This window comes from Vibrio sp. Y2-5 (genome assembly GCF_014596725.1).
Lineage (GTDB): Bacteria > Pseudomonadota > Gammaproteobacteria > Enterobacterales > Vibrionaceae > Vibrio.
In genome coordinates, this window is the sequence record NZ_JACVEG010000003.1 from 527,277 (window position 1) to 543,981 (window position 16,705).

Genomic DNA, 16,705 nt, shown 5'->3' on the forward strand with positions numbered 1-16,705 from the left:
AAAAGGACACCGAGTTTAAGCTCGGTGTCCTAGACGCTTTAAAAGCTCTCATTTCTCACTGCATGAATCAGGATATTTCTCGGCGTGTCCTCTCTGTTGCAAAACTCGCTCAACTCAACTTGATAACCTTTCTCCCACAAAAACATCGCCTTATCTAATACCAACCAAATTTCCAATAAGCGGCGAAAACTTTGCTGAACTAAACTAAGCCGTTCCATCTGCCAAAAGTATTGAATGCCTATTTTTTCATAATGCGCGAAATTCAATTTTGGAAGAAGGATGCCTTTTTGCTCGGCCGCCCATATACAGAACGCTTCAAACCCTTCACTTAACATTGATTTCTTGATGCTAGGAACGGGCATATACTCGCTAAACCCGAGTTCTTCTCTCAGTAAAGCATCTAACCCCAACCTGAAACTCATTTCTTGCTGCCTATGGCGTTTCACCCGTTCTCCACCAGTTACGGTTTCCTGAAGTGGAATTCGCAGTTCTTGCTTGGTTAATCGGAGTTCAGAGTTTTTGCCTAAAGAAGATTGCGCTTGATAAGTATCATGGTGAGTTAAATGGTAACAACATGGTGAAAAGCTAACCGCTTTTGTCTTGGCCACCGCTGCGTTATGCATCAATCGAACATGCAAATCGCCACAGGCATGCAGCGCAACCGCATGTTGATCAGAGTGAAAAACTTGTGCACTTTCGGATTCAAAAGCGTCGCCTTGAACGAAAGTCATTGGCAAATCGAGATGTTCAGCTTCACTTTGGCCTGATTCACAAAGCGCTTGCTGATATTCAAAACTCACAACGGGTTGCTTTGAATTAAAAGCCAGAATTCGACCGAGGTAGCCTTTTCCAGCGCACCATTCTAACCACTCGTGGCCGTGATGTTGTTTCAGTACGCTCTGCCCTAGCGCTTTAATCTGAGATAGCTTTCTTCCCGGAATTCCCGCCTCAAGAGTGAGGTTTCGTTCCAATACTGAATGTTGAGTAAAGGGCAAACGAGTCAGTTGAGGAATAAGGCTAAGTTCAGGAATCAAGTTAGACAGCTGATTAATCAACTCATCAGTGTCATTCTTCAATCGCTCGATCTCTTCAATGCTCAGACTCTCGAGCCAGTGATGCAACTGAGGGAATTGCTGTTGCCACAAAGAAACACCTTCAAAGCATCGCAAAAATGCTTCAAAACGCCAAAGAGACTGGTGCGTAACTAAAAAGGTATCGATTGTTTGAAATCTGGACTGCATAGCTCCCCCTAAACAGGGGGTAGTTTAGAGGGAGAGAGAAATGAAGTAAAAGCCTTAACGCACCGGAAGTTCAATATCTTTAAACATCTCTTCAATCTCCATGTTGGATTTTAGAGAGATAGCTTGTTCTACAACCGGACGGGTCAAATGAGGCGCAAAACGCTCCATAAAATCAAACATATAAGAGCGTAAGAAGGTGCCTCTGCGGAAACCAATACTGGTTGTACTCGCGCCAAAGATATGGCTCGCATCAATCGCGACAAGGTCTTTATCTTGCTCTTGATCAATCGCCATGCTGGCAATCACCCCCACACCAATACCCATACGAACATAAGTTTTGATAACATCGGCATCTGTTGCGGTGAAAACAACCTTAGGTGTTAGACCTACTCGGTTAAAAGCAGTGTCCAGCTCAGAGCGCCCTGTAAAACCAAACACATAAGTGACTAACGGGAAAGCCGCCAAATCTTCAATAGTGATTTGCTCTTTCTTAGTCAGCGGATGATCTTTCGGTACGACAATTGAACGGTTCCAGTGATAACAAGGCAGCATTACCGCATCTTGGTATAGATGCAACGCCTCAGTCGCAATAGCAAAATTTGCGACACCTTTGGCAATCGCTTCAGACATTTGACTCGGCGTCCCTTGGTGCATATGCAGAGAAACCTTAGGATAACGAGCAGTAAATCCCTTTATGACGTCAGGCAGTGCATATCGTGCTTGGGTATGAGTGGTGGAGATATTTAGCGTACCCATTTCTGGATGAGTATGTTCACCCGCAACAGCTTTTATACTTTCTACACGGGAAAGTATTTCTGTAGCTATACGTACGATGTCTTCACCAGCTTGCGTTACCTGTGTAAGGTGCTTACCACTGCGCTCAAATATTTGAATCCCCAGCTCATCTTCTAATAAACGAACTTGTTTACTGATCCCTGGCTGAGATGTGTACAAACTCTCGGCTGTGGCAGAAACGTTCAAATTATGATTGACCACCTCAACGATGTATTTTAATTGCTGCAACTTCATAATTGCCCTAATTCCTTGCCTAAATGAGTATGCTTTATAATTATTAGTTATATACCCATACTAGTAGAATTTGCAAGGTCTCACGGCGCAGCAAACGGATAAATTTGATAAAACAGTGCTTAGGATGAAAATTTAACTCTATTCTTAAGTATTAGCAGTAAAACTTTGTGCGAACCTTCAAACAAAATAGATAGGAGCGTTTTTTTGCTTCAAAAAAAACATAATGAAATTAGTAAATTTGTAGGTGTAGTGATAAGTTATGTTGTTGTATCCTATTCACTAGTCATTGAAAAATGAAGACACGGAATTTATGAATATAGGTTTAATCATTGCGCTGGTTGCAGTACTGTTAGTTTTGGTTTTGGGCTACAACATCATGTTGCAGTATAAAGTCAAAGTTGAAGCGGCAAGAAAGCAAGAATCCTCAAAATACTTGGCCATCATTGATGCTACCGAAGATTTGATCGGTAATGCACATCACCTGCCTTTTAGTAAAGAATTACTGCTTTGCCTAAATATTCGAATTTTGGATTGCTTACAAAACATGCTTGAACTTGAGCCAAAGAACAAACAGTTGGCCCAGCGTATTGAACATATGAATGCGCAAATTAAGCATTTGAAAGAGCACCATCCAGGTGGTGACAGTACAACGTTTAAAGTGCCTAGTAGTGATAAACAAGCGATTGTGATGCTTAAACTGGTTAAGCGTTTACGTGACACAATTAAAAGTGAGCATAATAAAGGTCGCTTTGAAACCCAAGCCTACGTAACAGAAAATGCTCGCCTTGAGAATATTCAAGTCCGTATCAACATTGAAAACGTCATTAAACGTGCAAATGATTCGATCATCCGAGGCCAACCTGGCACGGCAATTCAATTGTTGCGTAAAGGCTTAGATGTTCTGAGCACAAAGAACGACAACTACTCGAACCAAGCACGAGATAAGCTACAACAAATGTATGATGATCTTGAGCATAAACGTCAATCGAAAAGTGCCACTGAACTTCAAGAGATCGAAGAGAAAGAACGTAACAGTGATATGGAAGCGCTCTTTGGTGAAAAGAAAAAGTGGTAATATACTCGTTACCAACGTAACACTCAGTTTGATGAAAGGTTGCCTCGGCAGCCTTTTTTATTATAAGAATTATGAACCAAGACCAAACCTTTAATACACTGCTCACGCCAATTCATCAGTTTCTTCAATGTTCAACTCCTGATGCTTGGATTGAAGAAGCAAAAAAGTCTAAAAATCTATCTAGAATCCTGCGAGACCATCTCTTATGTGAGCTGAAGGCGGCTCAGAGCGCTGTGTTTTTATTAAAGCGATATGTGCTTACTGAAGAAGGTAAAAAGCAGATCACCCAGCTTGTGGAGCCATATGAGTTATTTGCTTACAAAGGCATAGGTAACCTAGATACGCTGCGCGGGAAAAGCCAACTGTCTAAATCTATTGAAGCCAAACAAGGTTGTTCCTATGGACAAGAGATGATTGACAAAATGGTGCTTCTTATCAAAGAAGAGCTGCATCACTTTTATCAGGTTTTAGAAATCATTGAACAACAAGGCTTAGACTATCGTCCTATCACGGCGAGTCGTTACGCAAAAGGAATGATAAAACATGTCCGTACGTACGAACCAGAAGCTCTTATCGATAAGCTAATTATCGGTGCGTACATAGAAGCACGTTCGTGCGAACGCTTTGCTAAACTCGCCCCTTATTTAGAAGAGTCTATTCAGAAGTTCTATATTTCACTTCTACGATCTGAAGCTCGCCACTATCAGGATTACTTAGCCTTAGCTGAGAAAATATCTACCCACAATATTGCAGACAGAGTTAAGTTTTTTGGCGAAGTTGAAGCTGAACTCATCTCTTCCAGTGACAACGAGTTCCGATTCCATTCCGGTTCCCCGATATAGCAAAAGCCAGCGACATGCTGGCTTTTTTGTATTTCACTTGATTACGCTAATGATGCGTTAATTTCTGCTAGAACGGCTGCAGGGTCTGCAGCTTGAGTGATTGGTCGGCCAATGACTAGGTAATCAGAACCAGCTTGAACAGCTTCATATGGCGTCATAATACGGCGTTGGTCACCAACATCAGCACCTGCCGGACGAATACCAGGAGTCACCAATTTAAACTCCTTACCTAGGCTTTGTTTGAGCATTTGAGATTCTTGTGCTGAACACACCACGCCATCTAAGCCTGCATTCTTCGTTAAGCTCGCTAAACGCATCACTTGTTCCTGAGGCTTAACATCCAAGCCAATGCCCGCAAGATCGCTTTGCTCCATGCTCGTCAATACCGTTACACCGATCAACAGTGGACGGTCTTTACCATATGGCTCTATGATTTCTCGAGAAGCGGCCATCATGCGCTCACCGCCACTCGCATGAACATTTACCATCCAAACGCCAAGTTCAGCGGCAGCTTTTACTGCTTTAGAACAGGTATTTGGGATGTCATGAAACTTAAGATCCAAAAATACAGAGAAGCCACGTTTATGTAGTTCACGAACGAAATCTGGACCAAAAAGCGTAAACATCTCTTTGCCCACTTTTAAGCGACAGCTTGTTGGGTCGATTCTACTGACAAATTCAAGCGCATCCGCTTGATTATCATAATCCAGTGCAACGATCACTTTCTGGTCGTTCATTTCTACTCCTAAGTATTGATTGAGCTTAAAAAAATGCAGCCATTAGAGCTGCAAGTCTTATTGGTTGATAACAAACCAACAATAGTGGCCGTTTGACCTATTACTATTCTCCGTCTAAACCACGAATGGGTTTGACTGACCCCCATCCTTTACAAGAAGGACAGTGCCAATATAAAGAATGGGTTGAAAATCCACATTTCCGACATCGATAATGCGGCTTCACTTTTAACTGTTCACCAACAAGCTTCTTAAGTGTAGACAAACTTGCTTTTGCTCGTCCCTCTTCTGCCTCAGCGATATGATAATCGATCAGGCGATAGAAGCCCTTCATCGTTGGGTTCTTCACTAACTGACGAGTTAACAGCTCCTGAGCAGTCGCAACCCCTTCATGCTGCGCAACTAACTGAGCCAACATCAACTCCGCAGAGACACCGGCTTTATTTTCAATACACTTACGCAGAAACTCTACAAGCTCGTGCTCTTGGCCAAGATGGTAGTAACACTCTGCCAATGTCGGTAAGACTTCGCCTATAAAGTCGATATCTTGGTCCAACACCATCTTCATGTAATGAATAGTCTGCTTATAATCTTCACTTTCTAAATAGGACTTGCCTAGAGCAATGCTTGCTCTCACACATTTAGGGTCTTCTGCTAATGCACGCTTAAAAAGTTGAATACTTTTGCTTTCGCTACCATTGGCTTTCTCTTGCATTGCCAACTCACATAGAAAATGCGCAATGTTGCTTTTCATGCGTTTACGGCCCATTTTGACCAGCGCTGATGCACATTCGATAGCCTTGTGCCACTCGCGAGTCTGCTGATAAATGGCCGTCAGTTGTTGCAAGGCTGACTCGCGATGCTCTGGTTCATCGATAAGTTGCTCGAAGATTTTCTCTGCACGATCCAAGAAACCAGACACCATGTAATCTTTCGCTAGCTGCTGAAGAGCCAGATTTTTTTGCTCTATCGTTAGCCCAGAGCGTGAGATTAAGTTTTGGTGGATGCGAATGGCACGGTCTACTTCACCGCGAGAACGAAACAAATTACCCAAAGCAAGATGAGTATCTATAGTTTCGTTATCTACTTGAAGAAGCTCAATAAAGTGATCAACTGCCTTGTCTGATTGATCAGACAATAACAAGTTTAAACCCGTAACATATTGACGCGAGATTTGGTGAGAATGCTTCTGCTTGTCATGCTGGGCACTACGATTACCCATATACCAACCATAAGCGGCAGCGATTGGTAGTAACAAGAAGAGAATTTCTAACATCTAAAAACAGCCTTATCCAATATTAACTCTGTTTTCAGGTGAGTCTTTAACTGCTGGTGTCGCTTTTTTCAGTTGTTTGTTTAACTTACGTACTTTCAACTGCGATTTCAGATGTAAGCTACCAAAGATAACCCAAGCAAGAACGAAGCCAGTAACAAATACAGAACCGAGGAGAGTGGATAGATGAAACTCACCTTGTGCGAGTAGATAATTGAAAGTCACGACTTCTTGGTTTTGAGATCCCAAAGCCAGTGCAATCAAAAAGAGAGCGAGTACCACAACGATTTTTATAATTTTCATAGTCCATCACCTATCAATAAATCGGCTTTACTGATTATGCAGGAAAATGCCCTGACAAACCATGTCTATATATCATAAAAAAGCGGCACACCTCGTCAGTATGCCGCCTAATTCATTTAGCTAGAGAATTTAACCGTTCACTCTCTCGCGCAATTCCTTACCAGGTTTGAAATGAGGCACGTATTTGCCTTCAAGTTCCACCTTTTCACCTGTCTTAGGGTTACGGCCAACGCGAGGCTCACGGTAGTGAAGAGAAAAACTACCGAAACCACGAATTTCGATGCGATCTCCACTCTCTAGAGTGTTGGCCATATGCTCAAGAATATCTTTTACCGCATCTTCGATTTCTTTTGCCGACAGATGTGTTTGCTCAGCACAGAGCCTTTCGATCAATTCAGACTTAGTCATAACTTCCCTCACAGATTTTTATTACCCATTATAGTGAGTAATATCAATTCCAACAAACACTTACTTAGTATTGTAGAAAATGATCTAGCAAAACACCTAATAGTTTTCTAAAGATTTTCTGTTTATTTACTAAACATTAGCTCATTTAGCTTAAATGATGCCGATCAAACTCTCTCTTTCAATGAAAAATGGCACTAACTGTATAAGCTTCAGCGGGTTAAACAATCTAGAGTTTTAATATTAGAAAGTATTAAGGCAAAAAAAAGGAGCCTTACGGCTCCTTCTTATTTAGCGATAGCTAGAAGCTATTATTCGCCTTTAGCTGCTTTGAAAGCGTCTGCCATTGCGTTACCGAAAGAGCCACCATCTTCTTGGTTGATAGAAGCCATTGCTTCTTGCTCTTCAGCTTCATCTTTAGCTTTGATAGATAGGTTGATTACGCGGTTCTTACGGTCTACACCAGTAAATTTCGCTTCAACGCTGTCACCAACGCTTAGGATTAGAGTTGCATCTTCAACGCGGTCACGAGCAACTTCAGAAGCGCGGATGTAACCTTCTACGCCTTCTTCTAGCTCGATAGTTGCGCCTTTAGCGTCAACTGCAGTAACAGTACCGTTAACTAGAGCACCTTTCTTGTTGTCAGCTACATAAGCATTGAATGGGTCGTTTTCCATTTGCTTAACGCCTAGAGAGATACGCTCACGCTCTGCGTCTACTGCTAGAACAACTGCAGAGATCTCGTCGCCTTTCTTGTACTCACGTACAGCTTCTTCTCCAGGAACGTTCCAAGAGATGTCAGATAGGTGAACTAGACCGTCGATGCCGCCGTCAAGACCGATGAAGATACCAAAGTCAGTGATTGACTTGATCTTACCAGTAACTTTGTCGCCTTTAGCTTGCGCTTCAGCGAATGACTGCCATGGGTTAGCTTTACACTGTTTCAGACCTAGAGAGATACGACGACGCTCTTCGTCGATATCAAGAACCATAACCTCAACTTCGTCGCCAACATTAACAACTTTAGATGGGTGGATGTTCTTGTTAGTCCAATCCATTTCTGAAACGTGAACTAGACCTTCAACGCCTTCTTCGATTTCAACGAAGCAGCCGTAGTCAGTTAGGTTAGTTACGCGACCAGATAGTTTGTGACCTTCTGGGTAACGCTTAGCGATTGCTACCCATGGATCTTCGCCTAGTTGCTTAAGACCTAGTGATACACGAGTGCGGTCACGGTCGAACTTAAGAACTTTAACTAGGATTTCGTCACCAACGTTAACGATTTCTGATGGGTGCTTAACGCGTTTCCATGCCATATCAGTGATATGTAGTAGACCGTCAACACCACCAAGGTCAACGAATGCACCGTAGTCAGTAAGGTTCTTAACGATACCTTTAACTTCAGTACCTTCTTGTAGAGTTTCAAGAAGTTCGTCACGCTCAACGCTGCTTTCTGATTCGATAACAGCACGACGAGAAACAACAACGTTGTTACGTTTCTGGTCTAGCTTGATAACTTTGAACTCTAGCTCTTTGTTTTCTAGGTGAGCAGTGTCACGGATAGGACGTACGTCTACTAGAGAACCTGGAAGGAATGCACGGATACCGTTTAGTTCAACAGTGAAACCGCCTTTAACTTTACCGTTGATGATACCAACAACAGTTTCAGCTTCTTCGTATGCTTTCTCAAGAACGATCCATGATTCGTGACGCTTAGCTTTCTCACGAGAAAGTTGAGTTTCACCGAAACCGTCTTCAACAGCGTCTAGAGCAACATCTACTTCAGAACCAACTTCAACTTCAAGTTCGCCAGCAGCGTTCTTGAACTGTTCAGCAGGGATAGCAGACTCAGACTTAAGGCCAGCATCTACAAGAACGTAACCGTTCTCGATAGCTACTACAGTACCTTTAACGATACTACCTTGTTGGAACTCAGTTTCATTTAGGAACTCTTCAAAGAGTTGAGCAAAAGATTCAGTCATTTATTTAATCTTCAATAATTAAACGTCCACGGGTATCCTACCGCATGGGGTTATTAAATTCGCCGGTCATCATCCTTGCAACCAACGCTCTTAGCTGACGTGGTTTATTCCGCCAACTTCGATTCGATATATTGTAGTGCTTTTTCGACAACTTCGTCGATAGACATTTCGGTTGAATCAAGCACAAGCGCATCCTCTGCAGGGCGTAATGGAGCCACTGGGCGGTTACGATCTCGGTCGTCACGCTCTTGGATTTCGCTTAAAAGGGCGTCAAATTTAACATCAAGCCCTTTCAGTTGCAACTGCTTGAATCGTCTACGAGCTCTTTCTTCAGCACTTGCATCTAAGAAAATCTTAGCCTCTGCGTTCGGAAATACCACGGTTCCCATGTCACGGCCGTCCGCCACTAAGCCTTGGCCTTCAGCAAAGGCGCGTTGTCTGCGAAGCAAAGCCTCACGAACACGGGGTTGTGCAGCTACTTTAGACGCTGCCATACCAGTTTCTTCTTTACGCAGCTCTTTCGAAACGTCTTCGCCCTCAAGGATAACTTTAACTAAGTCACCTTCAGCAATGAATTGAACATCTAAATGCATAGCCAGTGGCACTAACGCGTCTTCGGACTCAAGATCCACTCCATGATGGATAGCCGCGAGAGCTAACACTCGATAAATCGCGCCTGAGTCTAAAAGATGAAAACCGAGCTTGTTTGCCAAAAGCATACAAAGGGTGCCTTTGCCTGCGCCACTAGGGCCGTCTACAGTAATCACCGGAGTGTGTGAGGGCATGTTTTACTCCATTTATTGTTATTCGTAGATAACTTATTTTTCCGTAGATAAACGGTATCCACGTTTCATCGGCGAAAAATTATAGAGGGAATAGAGCAAAGGTGCTAGGAAGGATTTCTATATATTGTATTTTAATGAACAAACACGAGGCTGGTAGAAGGATATGAAACAAATATAAGGCTCAAGTAATTTCTCGAGCCTCTATTTAAAGCAAAATGGTTAGATATTGAACGCTACACCATTAGAGTAATATTCGATCTTCGTTTTTCTTTACAGTCGCAGCTCCGATGCCTTTTACCTTAGTAAGCTCATCTTTAGATACGAATGGCCCATTCTGATCGCGGTATTCCACAATAGCTTGTGCCTTTTTAAGCCCTACACCTTTTAACAAAGTCGATATTTCTTCTGCCGATGCAGTATTTACATTCACCGTTATCACAATGTCGTCTGTTTTCACTATCTGAGTTGCACTGTTATCCGCTGCGTACACACTAGCCATTGGTAGCGCTACCGCTAATAAGCATGCTAGTAACCATTGATTTGCCAAACCGATTTTTTTCACCATTTCTCTACTCTCATTGTTGATTAAACGAAGCCATCTTAAACAAGCTGCAACGAGAGACAGATTTAGGTTTGAACAAAATAAAAGGAGCTGCAATAGCAGCCCCTTTCGTTAAACATATCAATTACATTTTTAGAGCTTATTGGCTCACAGCGAAGTATTCGATATCCGTATTCGCTCTTAGCACAGACAGCACACCCGCAATATCTTGTTGCACGGCAATACGTGAAAGTTGAGCACCAATTTGATTTTGATACTGAGGCTCAATCTTCGCTTCAACTTTGCTTAGTTCAATCAGAACGATATTGCCGTCTAGATCTTTAGCTTGACCGTACACAACCTTGTCAGCTTGCGGTTTAGGCATTGAGTAAACAGTCTGAGCAAGTTGAGAACCACGGTCTACCGTTTCTAGCTCACCAAATGCCAGTTTGTTTTCTTCAAGCAGAGTCTTATCGCCTTGTTTAAGGCCCGCAATCAATTTATCTGCAAGCTCTAACGCTTGTTGCTCACCTTTTACTTTAGACAGTTGTGCAACAACCTGATCTTTGACTTCTTCTAAAGGCAGAACCATTTCAGGGCGAGTTTCATCAACACGAACAACAACAACATGCTCTGGTGCAATTTCAATGACAGAAGAGTTCAAGCCATCTTCTTTCACTTCAGGAGACTGAATCGCTTGCTGAACGGATGCATTTTGCAGAGCTGATGGCATATCTGATTGAGAAACAAAGTCTGTCTTAACGACACTACCCGAAACCGCTTTAGCAGCCTCATCGAGCGAATCTGGATATTCAAACGCAACTTTCTCTAGCTCTGTTTGTAGCTCGTAGAAAGTGTCTACCGCTTTTTGAGAAGACAGTTCAGTCTTAATTTCTGCAGCCACTTCTTCCAACGGCTTAGCCACTGAAGCTTTGATGCCATCTAATTTGATAATGTGGTAACCAAAATCAGACTTAACAAGACCCGATACATCACCGACTGAAGCCAAGCCAAACGCTGCTGCTTCAAATGCAGGATCCATTGTATCGTGTTCAATCCAACCTAATGAGCCGCCATTGCCTGAGCTACCAATATCTTCAGACTTTTCTTCAGCAAGTTTCGCAAAATCTGCACCTGCGTTCAGTTCATCAAGAATCGCTTGAGCTTTCGCTTCGTCATCACCTTGCACTAGGATATGACTAACTTCGCGTTGCTCAGAAGTTGAATACTTGTCTAGATGCTCTTGATAGTACTCTTTCACTTGTTCATCGCTGATGGTGACTTGCTTAGACAGTTTCTCTGCTGATAGCTCAATATAAGAGACTTTTACTTGTTCTGGACGAGTGTAACGTTCTGGATTCTCAGAGTAGAACTTCTGTACGTCTTCATCACTTACAGTTACATTTTTGGCAAAGTCTTTCAAAGACAATGTAACGGTACGAATATCTCGTGTTTGTGCAATCAACGCGCTTTGAGCGTCAATCTCACCCTGTAGAGTAAACTCACTACCTTGTAACGCTGACGTTAGCTGGCTACGCAGCATATCGCGACGCAGATACTCAGCAAAAGACTCAGCATTGAAGCCAGCACGACGCAGTGCTGCTTGGTAGATTTCTTGGTCGAATTTGCCTTCAGATTGGAACTGAGGCATTTCCAAAATCAGATTACGAACTTGTTCGTCACTGATTCTTAGACCTAGTGAATTCGCATGCTGCTCGATGAGGACATCGTTGATCATGCGGTCTAAAACAGATTTACGGAAAGAAGCAACGTACGCTGGATCTGCTAGTAAGTTAGCAAAATAGTCACCCATCTGAGATTGCATACGGTTTCTTTCGTTTTGATAAGCTTGCTCAAACTGACCACGGTCAATCTCAATGCTGCCAACTTTAGCCGCCGCGTTATTACTGCCACTGACTAGGTAGCTACCTACCCCTGCGAAGATAAAAGAAAGGATGATTAGTCCTAGGATAATTTTTACCGCGATGCTGTTAACACCCTCGCGTAATCGATCCATCATAGTTTTACTGCTCTCCGGATTTGAAGTTCACACTTCAGCCAAAAATGAATAGCGCGATAATATCAGAAAAAGAAATGCGCATCAGTAGGATGCGCATAATTAAAAAAGGTTCGAATAAATTTTGCTGCAAACAGCAAAAAGTCATTCTAAGAAATTAGTTACAAGCGTCTTTCAGTGCTTTACCAGCTTTGAATGCAGGTACTTTAGCTTCTGCGATTTGGATTTCTTCACCAGTTTTTGGGTTACGACCAGTGCGTGCTGCACGAGTACGAACTTGGAAAGTACCAAAGCCAACTAAAGCTACTTGGTCGCCAGACTGAAGAGTATCGCTTACTGCTTCGATAAATGCGTCTAGAGCACGACCAGCTGAAGCTTTTGATAGATCAGCGTTAGCTGCGATTTTTTCTACTAATTGTGTTTTATTCACTGTGATTCCCCTTTGGTCGCCAATTTATTATTTTGTTCGGCGCCTTTTCGTTCCATTGATGTTTAAAGATAACCTAAAGCCTTGTTACAACTGGGCTGAAAGCTATAGTGAATAACGGTAGCCTCCAAAAAAAACGCTGACAAGCCCTTTTTGAGCCTATCAGCGTAATCTTTTACTTATTTTTGCTGCACATCACTCTTTTTCGGCTTCAAATGCCACACCAGTAGGGTCATTTTCCAGTGCAACCTTCAAAACTTCGTCAATCCAACGTACAGGAATGACTTTAAGATCAGCGATTACGTTGTCAGGAATCTCTTCCAAATCACGTTCATTGTCCTTCGGAATTAACGCAGTTTTGATACCACCACGATGAGCTGCCAACAGTTTTTCTTTCAAGCCACCGATTGGCAAAACTTCTCCACGAAGGGTAATTTCACCTGTCATCGCAACATCAGCTTTCACTGGGTTACCAGTTAAGCAAGACACTAAAGCCGTACACATTGCCGTACCAGCACTTGGTCCATCTTTCGGTGTCGCACCTTCAGGCACGTGCACGTGAATATCGCGTTTTTCGTAGAAATCTGGGTTAATGCCCAGTTTTTCTGCGCGAGAACGTACGACTGTCATTGCTGCCTGAATAGACTCTTGCATCACTTCACCAAGAGAGCCCGTCTGAGTCAACTTACCTTTACCTGCCATAGACTGAGCTTCAATCGTTAGCAGATCACCGCCGACTTCTGTCCAAGCAAGACCCGTAACTTGACCAATACGGTTGTGTTCGTCGGCTTTACCAAAGTCAAAACGTTGCACGCCAAGGTATTCTTTAAGATTCTCTTGATTCACCGTGACGTGTTTTACATCTTTGTTTAACAAGATATTTTTCACGGCTTTACGACAGATTTTTGAGATCTCACGTTCTAGACTACGTACACCCGCTTCACGCGTGTAGTAGCGAATCACACCCATAATCGCTGAATCTTCAATGGTAATTTCAGAAGGCTTCAGACCATTACGTTCTATCTGCTTTTCAACCAAGTGACGCTTAGCAATGTTCAGTTTTTCATCTTCGGTGTAGCCTGATAGACGAATAACTTCCATACGATCCAACAGTGGACCCGGAATATTCATCGAGTTAGACGTTGCAACAAACATTACGTCAGACAAGTCATAGTCCACTTCGAGATAGTGGTCATTGAATGAGTTGTTTTGCTCTGGGTCTAACACTTCCAAGAGTGCAGAAGCTGGATCACCGCGCATATCCGATGCCATCTTATCGATTTCATCAAGTAGGAATAGCGGGTTTTTTACACCAACTTTCGACATTTTTTGGATAAGTTTACCCGGCAGAGAACCGATATAAGTACGACGGTGACCACGAATCTCAGCTTCGTCACGAACGCCACCGAGCGCCATACGCGTGTACTTACGTCCTGTTGCCGCCGCAATTGAACGACCTAGCGATGTTTTACCCACACCAGGAGGACCAACTAAACAAAGGATCGGGCCTTTTAACTTACTAATACGACTTTGAACCGCCAAGTATTCAAGAATGCGTTCTTTAACACGCTCAAGACCATAATGGTCTGCATTAAGAATCTCTTCTGCTTTTGCCAGATCACGTTTCACTTTAGAACGTTTAGTCCACGGAACATTGATCATCCAATCGATATAGCTGCGAACGACCGTTGCTTCAGCTGACATCGGAGACATCATTTTAAGCTTCTGCAACTCTTGTTCTGTTTTTTCACGCGCTTCCGCTGGCATTTTTGACTCTTCGATTTTCTGCTTTAGAACTTCGAACTCATCAACACCATCTTCAGTCTCGCCCAGCTCTTTCTGAATCGCTTTCATTTGCTCATTCAGATAGTACTCACGCTGAGATTTTTCCATTTGCTTCTTAACGCGAGTGCGGATGCGTTTTTCAACTTGTAGCAAATCGATTTCAGATTCCATCTGTCCCATCAGAAACTCTAGACGTTCTGTCACATCTAAAATTTCAAGAACTTTTTGCTTATCCACTAACTTAAGAGGCATGTGAGCTGCGATAGTATCCGCTAGACGTGCAGCTTCCTCGATGCCATTCAATGAAGTCAGTACTTCGGGTGGAATCTTCTTATTCAGTTTAATGAAGCTATCGAACTGATTAATAGCACTGCGTACTATCACTTCCTGTTCTTTATCATCTAACTCTGGAGTGATCAGGAATTCAGCACTTGCAGAGAAGAACTCACCTTCATGAAACTCATTAATTTTGGCGCGCTGTTGACCTTCAACTAACACTTTCACCGTGCCGTCAGGTAATTTCAGCAATTGCAGAATGGTAGCAACCGTACCCACTTCGAATAAGTCCGAAATAGTAGGTTCATCTGTTTCGGCCTGCTTCTGTGCAACCAGAAGAACTTGTTTGTTGTTATCCATTGCCGCTTCTAGGCACTGAATCGATTTCTCACGACCAACAAACAAAGGGATCACCATATGTGGATACACAACCACATCACGTAAAGGTAATACGGGGATCTCTATACGCTCGGAACGCTCCAAGTTCATATTATTCTCTCTTCCGCTTTGATATATATCGGAGTATATGGGGGCTAACTAACTGGATTCAATAACAGAATAAAAAAAAGGAGGTAATGATTACCTCCTTTGATTATTTATTGGCTCTTTATGGCTTTTAAACCCAAAGAGACTTGGCAAATTTACTCACCGCCAGCGGCTTGGCTCTCGTTACCTGAGAAAATCATTAGTGGTTCTGATTCGCCGTTGATCACTGACTCATCAATCACAACTTTCTCAACATCAGACATTGAAGGTAACTCGTACATTGTCTCAAGCAAAACACTCTCAAGAATTGAACGTAGACCACGAGCACCTGTCTTACGCGCCATCGCTTTCGCTGCAATTGCACGAAGTGCATCTTCACGGAACTCCAGATCAACATCTTCAAGTTCGAAAAGTGCTGCATACTGTTTCGTCAATGCGTTCTTTGGCTCACATAGAATCTGAATCAGCGCTTCTTCATCAAGCTCGGTCAGTGTTGCTGTCACAGGTAAACGACCAATGAATTCTGGAATCAGACCATATTTCACTAGATCTTCAGGTTCTACCTGAGTGAACAACTCGCCCACGGTTCTGTTTTGATCTTTAGAACGAACTTCCGCGCCGAAACCGATACCAGTACCCGTTGCTACACGTTGTTCAATCACTTTATCTAGACCCGCAAATGCGCCGCCACAGATAAATAAGATCTTAGAAGTATCGACTTGCAAGAACTCTTGTTGAGGATGTTTACGGCCGCCTTGCGGAGGAACCGATGCAACAGTACCTTCAACCAGTTTCAATAGTGCTTGCTGAACACCTTCACCAGAAACGTCGCGTGTAATTGACGGGTTTTCAGCCTTACGAGAAATCTTATCAATTTCATCGATATAGACGATACCGCGCTCCGCTTTTGCTACATCATAGTCACACTTCTGAAGCAGTTTCTGAATGATGTTTTCAACATCTTCACCAACATAACCCGCTTCAGTTAGCGTTGTAGCATCTGCCATCGTAAATGGTACATCTAGGAAGCGAGCCAGTGTCTCAGCAAGGAGAGTTTTACCGCTACCTGTTGGGCCGATCAGCAAAATATTACTTTTACCAAGCTCGACACCATCACTTGTCGTATCACCATTACGTAAACGCTTATAGTGGTTATATACCGCAACAGCGAGCACTTTTTTAGCGTGTTCTTGGCCAATTACATAGTCGTCAAGATGTTCACGAATTTCACGAGGCGCAGGCAATGCTGACGACTCTTTCTTAGGTAATACATCTTTAATCTCTTCGCGAATAATGTCGTTACATAGATCAACACATTCGTCACAGATATACACAGAAGGACCTGCAATCAGCTTGCGAACTTCGTGCTGGCTTTTGCCACAGAAAGAGCAGTACAGCAGTTTACTACTACCACCCTCTTTGCTTTTATCTGTCATTCGCTAACCTCTTAGCCTTTACTCTTTATGGTTTGAGTGTATAACAATTTCATTTAAATTGCGTTAAA

The 16,705-nt window shown here is 42.9% G+C and carries 15 protein-coding genes; 2 read left to right on the forward strand and 13 right to left on the reverse strand.

Going from position 1 to position 16,705, the window contains the following annotated elements:
- Positions 1-38: 38 nt before the first annotated feature.
- Positions 39-1,241: a methyltransferase gene (locus HUO09_RS11830; protein WP_188234096.1), complete on the reverse strand. Its 1,203-nt coding sequence runs from the start codon at positions 1,239-1,241 to the stop codon at positions 39-41.
- 54 nt (positions 1,242-1,295) lie between these two features.
- Positions 1,296-2,270: an HTH-type transcriptional regulator CysB gene (cysB, locus tag HUO09_RS11835; protein WP_188234097.1), complete on the reverse strand. Its 975-nt coding sequence runs from the start codon at positions 2,268-2,270 to the stop codon at positions 1,296-1,298.
- A 310-nt stretch (positions 2,271-2,580) separates the two neighbouring features.
- On the opposite strand from cysB, the gene HUO09_RS11840 reads away from it, so the two are divergent.
- Both HUO09_RS11840 and HUO09_RS11845 read left to right on the forward strand, forming a co-directional pair.
- Complete coding sequence (locus HUO09_RS11840) at positions 2,581-3,345, forward strand: DNA repair protein (RefSeq protein WP_167412754.1); 765 nt, start codon at positions 2,581-2,583, stop codon at positions 3,343-3,345.
- Positions 3,346-3,416: 71 nt separating this feature from the next.
- Positions 3,417-4,187: a tRNA-(ms[2]io[6]A)-hydroxylase gene (locus tag HUO09_RS11845; RefSeq protein WP_188234098.1), complete on the forward strand. Its 771-nt coding sequence runs from the start codon at positions 3,417-3,419 to the stop codon at positions 4,185-4,187.
- Positions 4,188-4,228: 41 nt separating this feature from the next.
- On the opposite strand, the gene pyrF is transcribed toward HUO09_RS11845, so the two are convergent.
- The 11 genes from pyrF to clpX form a co-directional block, all read right to left on the reverse strand.
- On the reverse strand, positions 4,229-4,924 hold the full coding sequence (pyrF, locus tag HUO09_RS11850) for an orotidine-5'-phosphate decarboxylase (protein WP_188234099.1): 696 nt from the start codon (positions 4,922-4,924) through the stop codon (positions 4,229-4,231).
- Between the two features lie 103 nt (positions 4,925-5,027).
- Positions 5,028-6,197, reverse strand: coding sequence for a lipopolysaccharide assembly protein LapB (gene lapB / locus HUO09_RS11855; RefSeq protein ID WP_167412757.1), 1,170 nt, complete (start codon positions 6,195-6,197; stop codon positions 5,028-5,030).
- 12 nt (positions 6,198-6,209) lie between these two features.
- Complete coding sequence (locus tag HUO09_RS11860; protein ID WP_167412758.1) at positions 6,210-6,497, reverse strand: LapA family protein; 288 nt, start codon at positions 6,495-6,497, stop codon at positions 6,210-6,212.
- A 129-nt stretch (positions 6,498-6,626) separates the two neighbouring features.
- Positions 6,627-6,905, reverse strand: a complete 279-nt coding sequence (ihfB, locus tag HUO09_RS11865; RefSeq protein ID WP_042486798.1) for an integration host factor subunit beta — start codon at positions 6,903-6,905, stop codon at positions 6,627-6,629.
- A 308-nt stretch (positions 6,906-7,213) separates the two neighbouring features.
- Positions 7,214-8,884 carry a 30S ribosomal protein S1 gene (gene rpsA / locus HUO09_RS11870; protein WP_167412759.1) on the reverse strand — a complete coding sequence of 557 codons (1,671 nt, stop codon included), beginning with the start codon at positions 8,882-8,884 and terminating at the stop codon, positions 7,214-7,216.
- A 104-nt stretch (positions 8,885-8,988) separates the two neighbouring features.
- The gene (gene cmk / locus HUO09_RS11875) at positions 8,989-9,669 is read right to left on the reverse strand and encodes a (d)CMP kinase (protein ID WP_167412760.1); all 681 of its coding nucleotides are present in this window, start codon (positions 9,667-9,669) and stop codon (positions 8,989-8,991) included.
- A gap of 241 nt (positions 9,670-9,910) precedes the next feature.
- A complete protein-coding gene (locus HUO09_RS11880) occupies positions 9,911-10,168 on the reverse strand; it encodes a helix-hairpin-helix domain-containing protein (RefSeq protein WP_167412767.1) in 258 nt (85 codons plus the stop codon).
- A 202-nt stretch (positions 10,169-10,370) separates the two neighbouring features.
- Positions 10,371-12,230, reverse strand: a complete 1,860-nt coding sequence (gene ppiD, locus HUO09_RS11885; protein ID WP_167412761.1) for a peptidylprolyl isomerase — start codon at positions 12,228-12,230, stop codon at positions 10,371-10,373.
- 154 nt (positions 12,231-12,384) lie between these two features.
- Complete coding sequence (locus HUO09_RS11890; RefSeq protein WP_042486811.1) at positions 12,385-12,657, reverse strand: HU family DNA-binding protein; 273 nt, start codon at positions 12,655-12,657, stop codon at positions 12,385-12,387.
- A gap of 192 nt (positions 12,658-12,849) precedes the next feature.
- Positions 12,850-15,204, reverse strand: a complete 2,355-nt coding sequence (gene lon, locus HUO09_RS11895) for an endopeptidase La (protein WP_167412762.1) — start codon at positions 15,202-15,204, stop codon at positions 12,850-12,852.
- Positions 15,205-15,356: 152 nt separating this feature from the next.
- Positions 15,357-16,637, reverse strand: coding sequence for an ATP-dependent protease ATP-binding subunit ClpX (gene clpX / locus HUO09_RS11900; protein ID WP_167412763.1), 1,281 nt, complete (start codon positions 16,635-16,637; stop codon positions 15,357-15,359).
- Positions 16,638-16,705 lie beyond the last annotated feature (68 nt).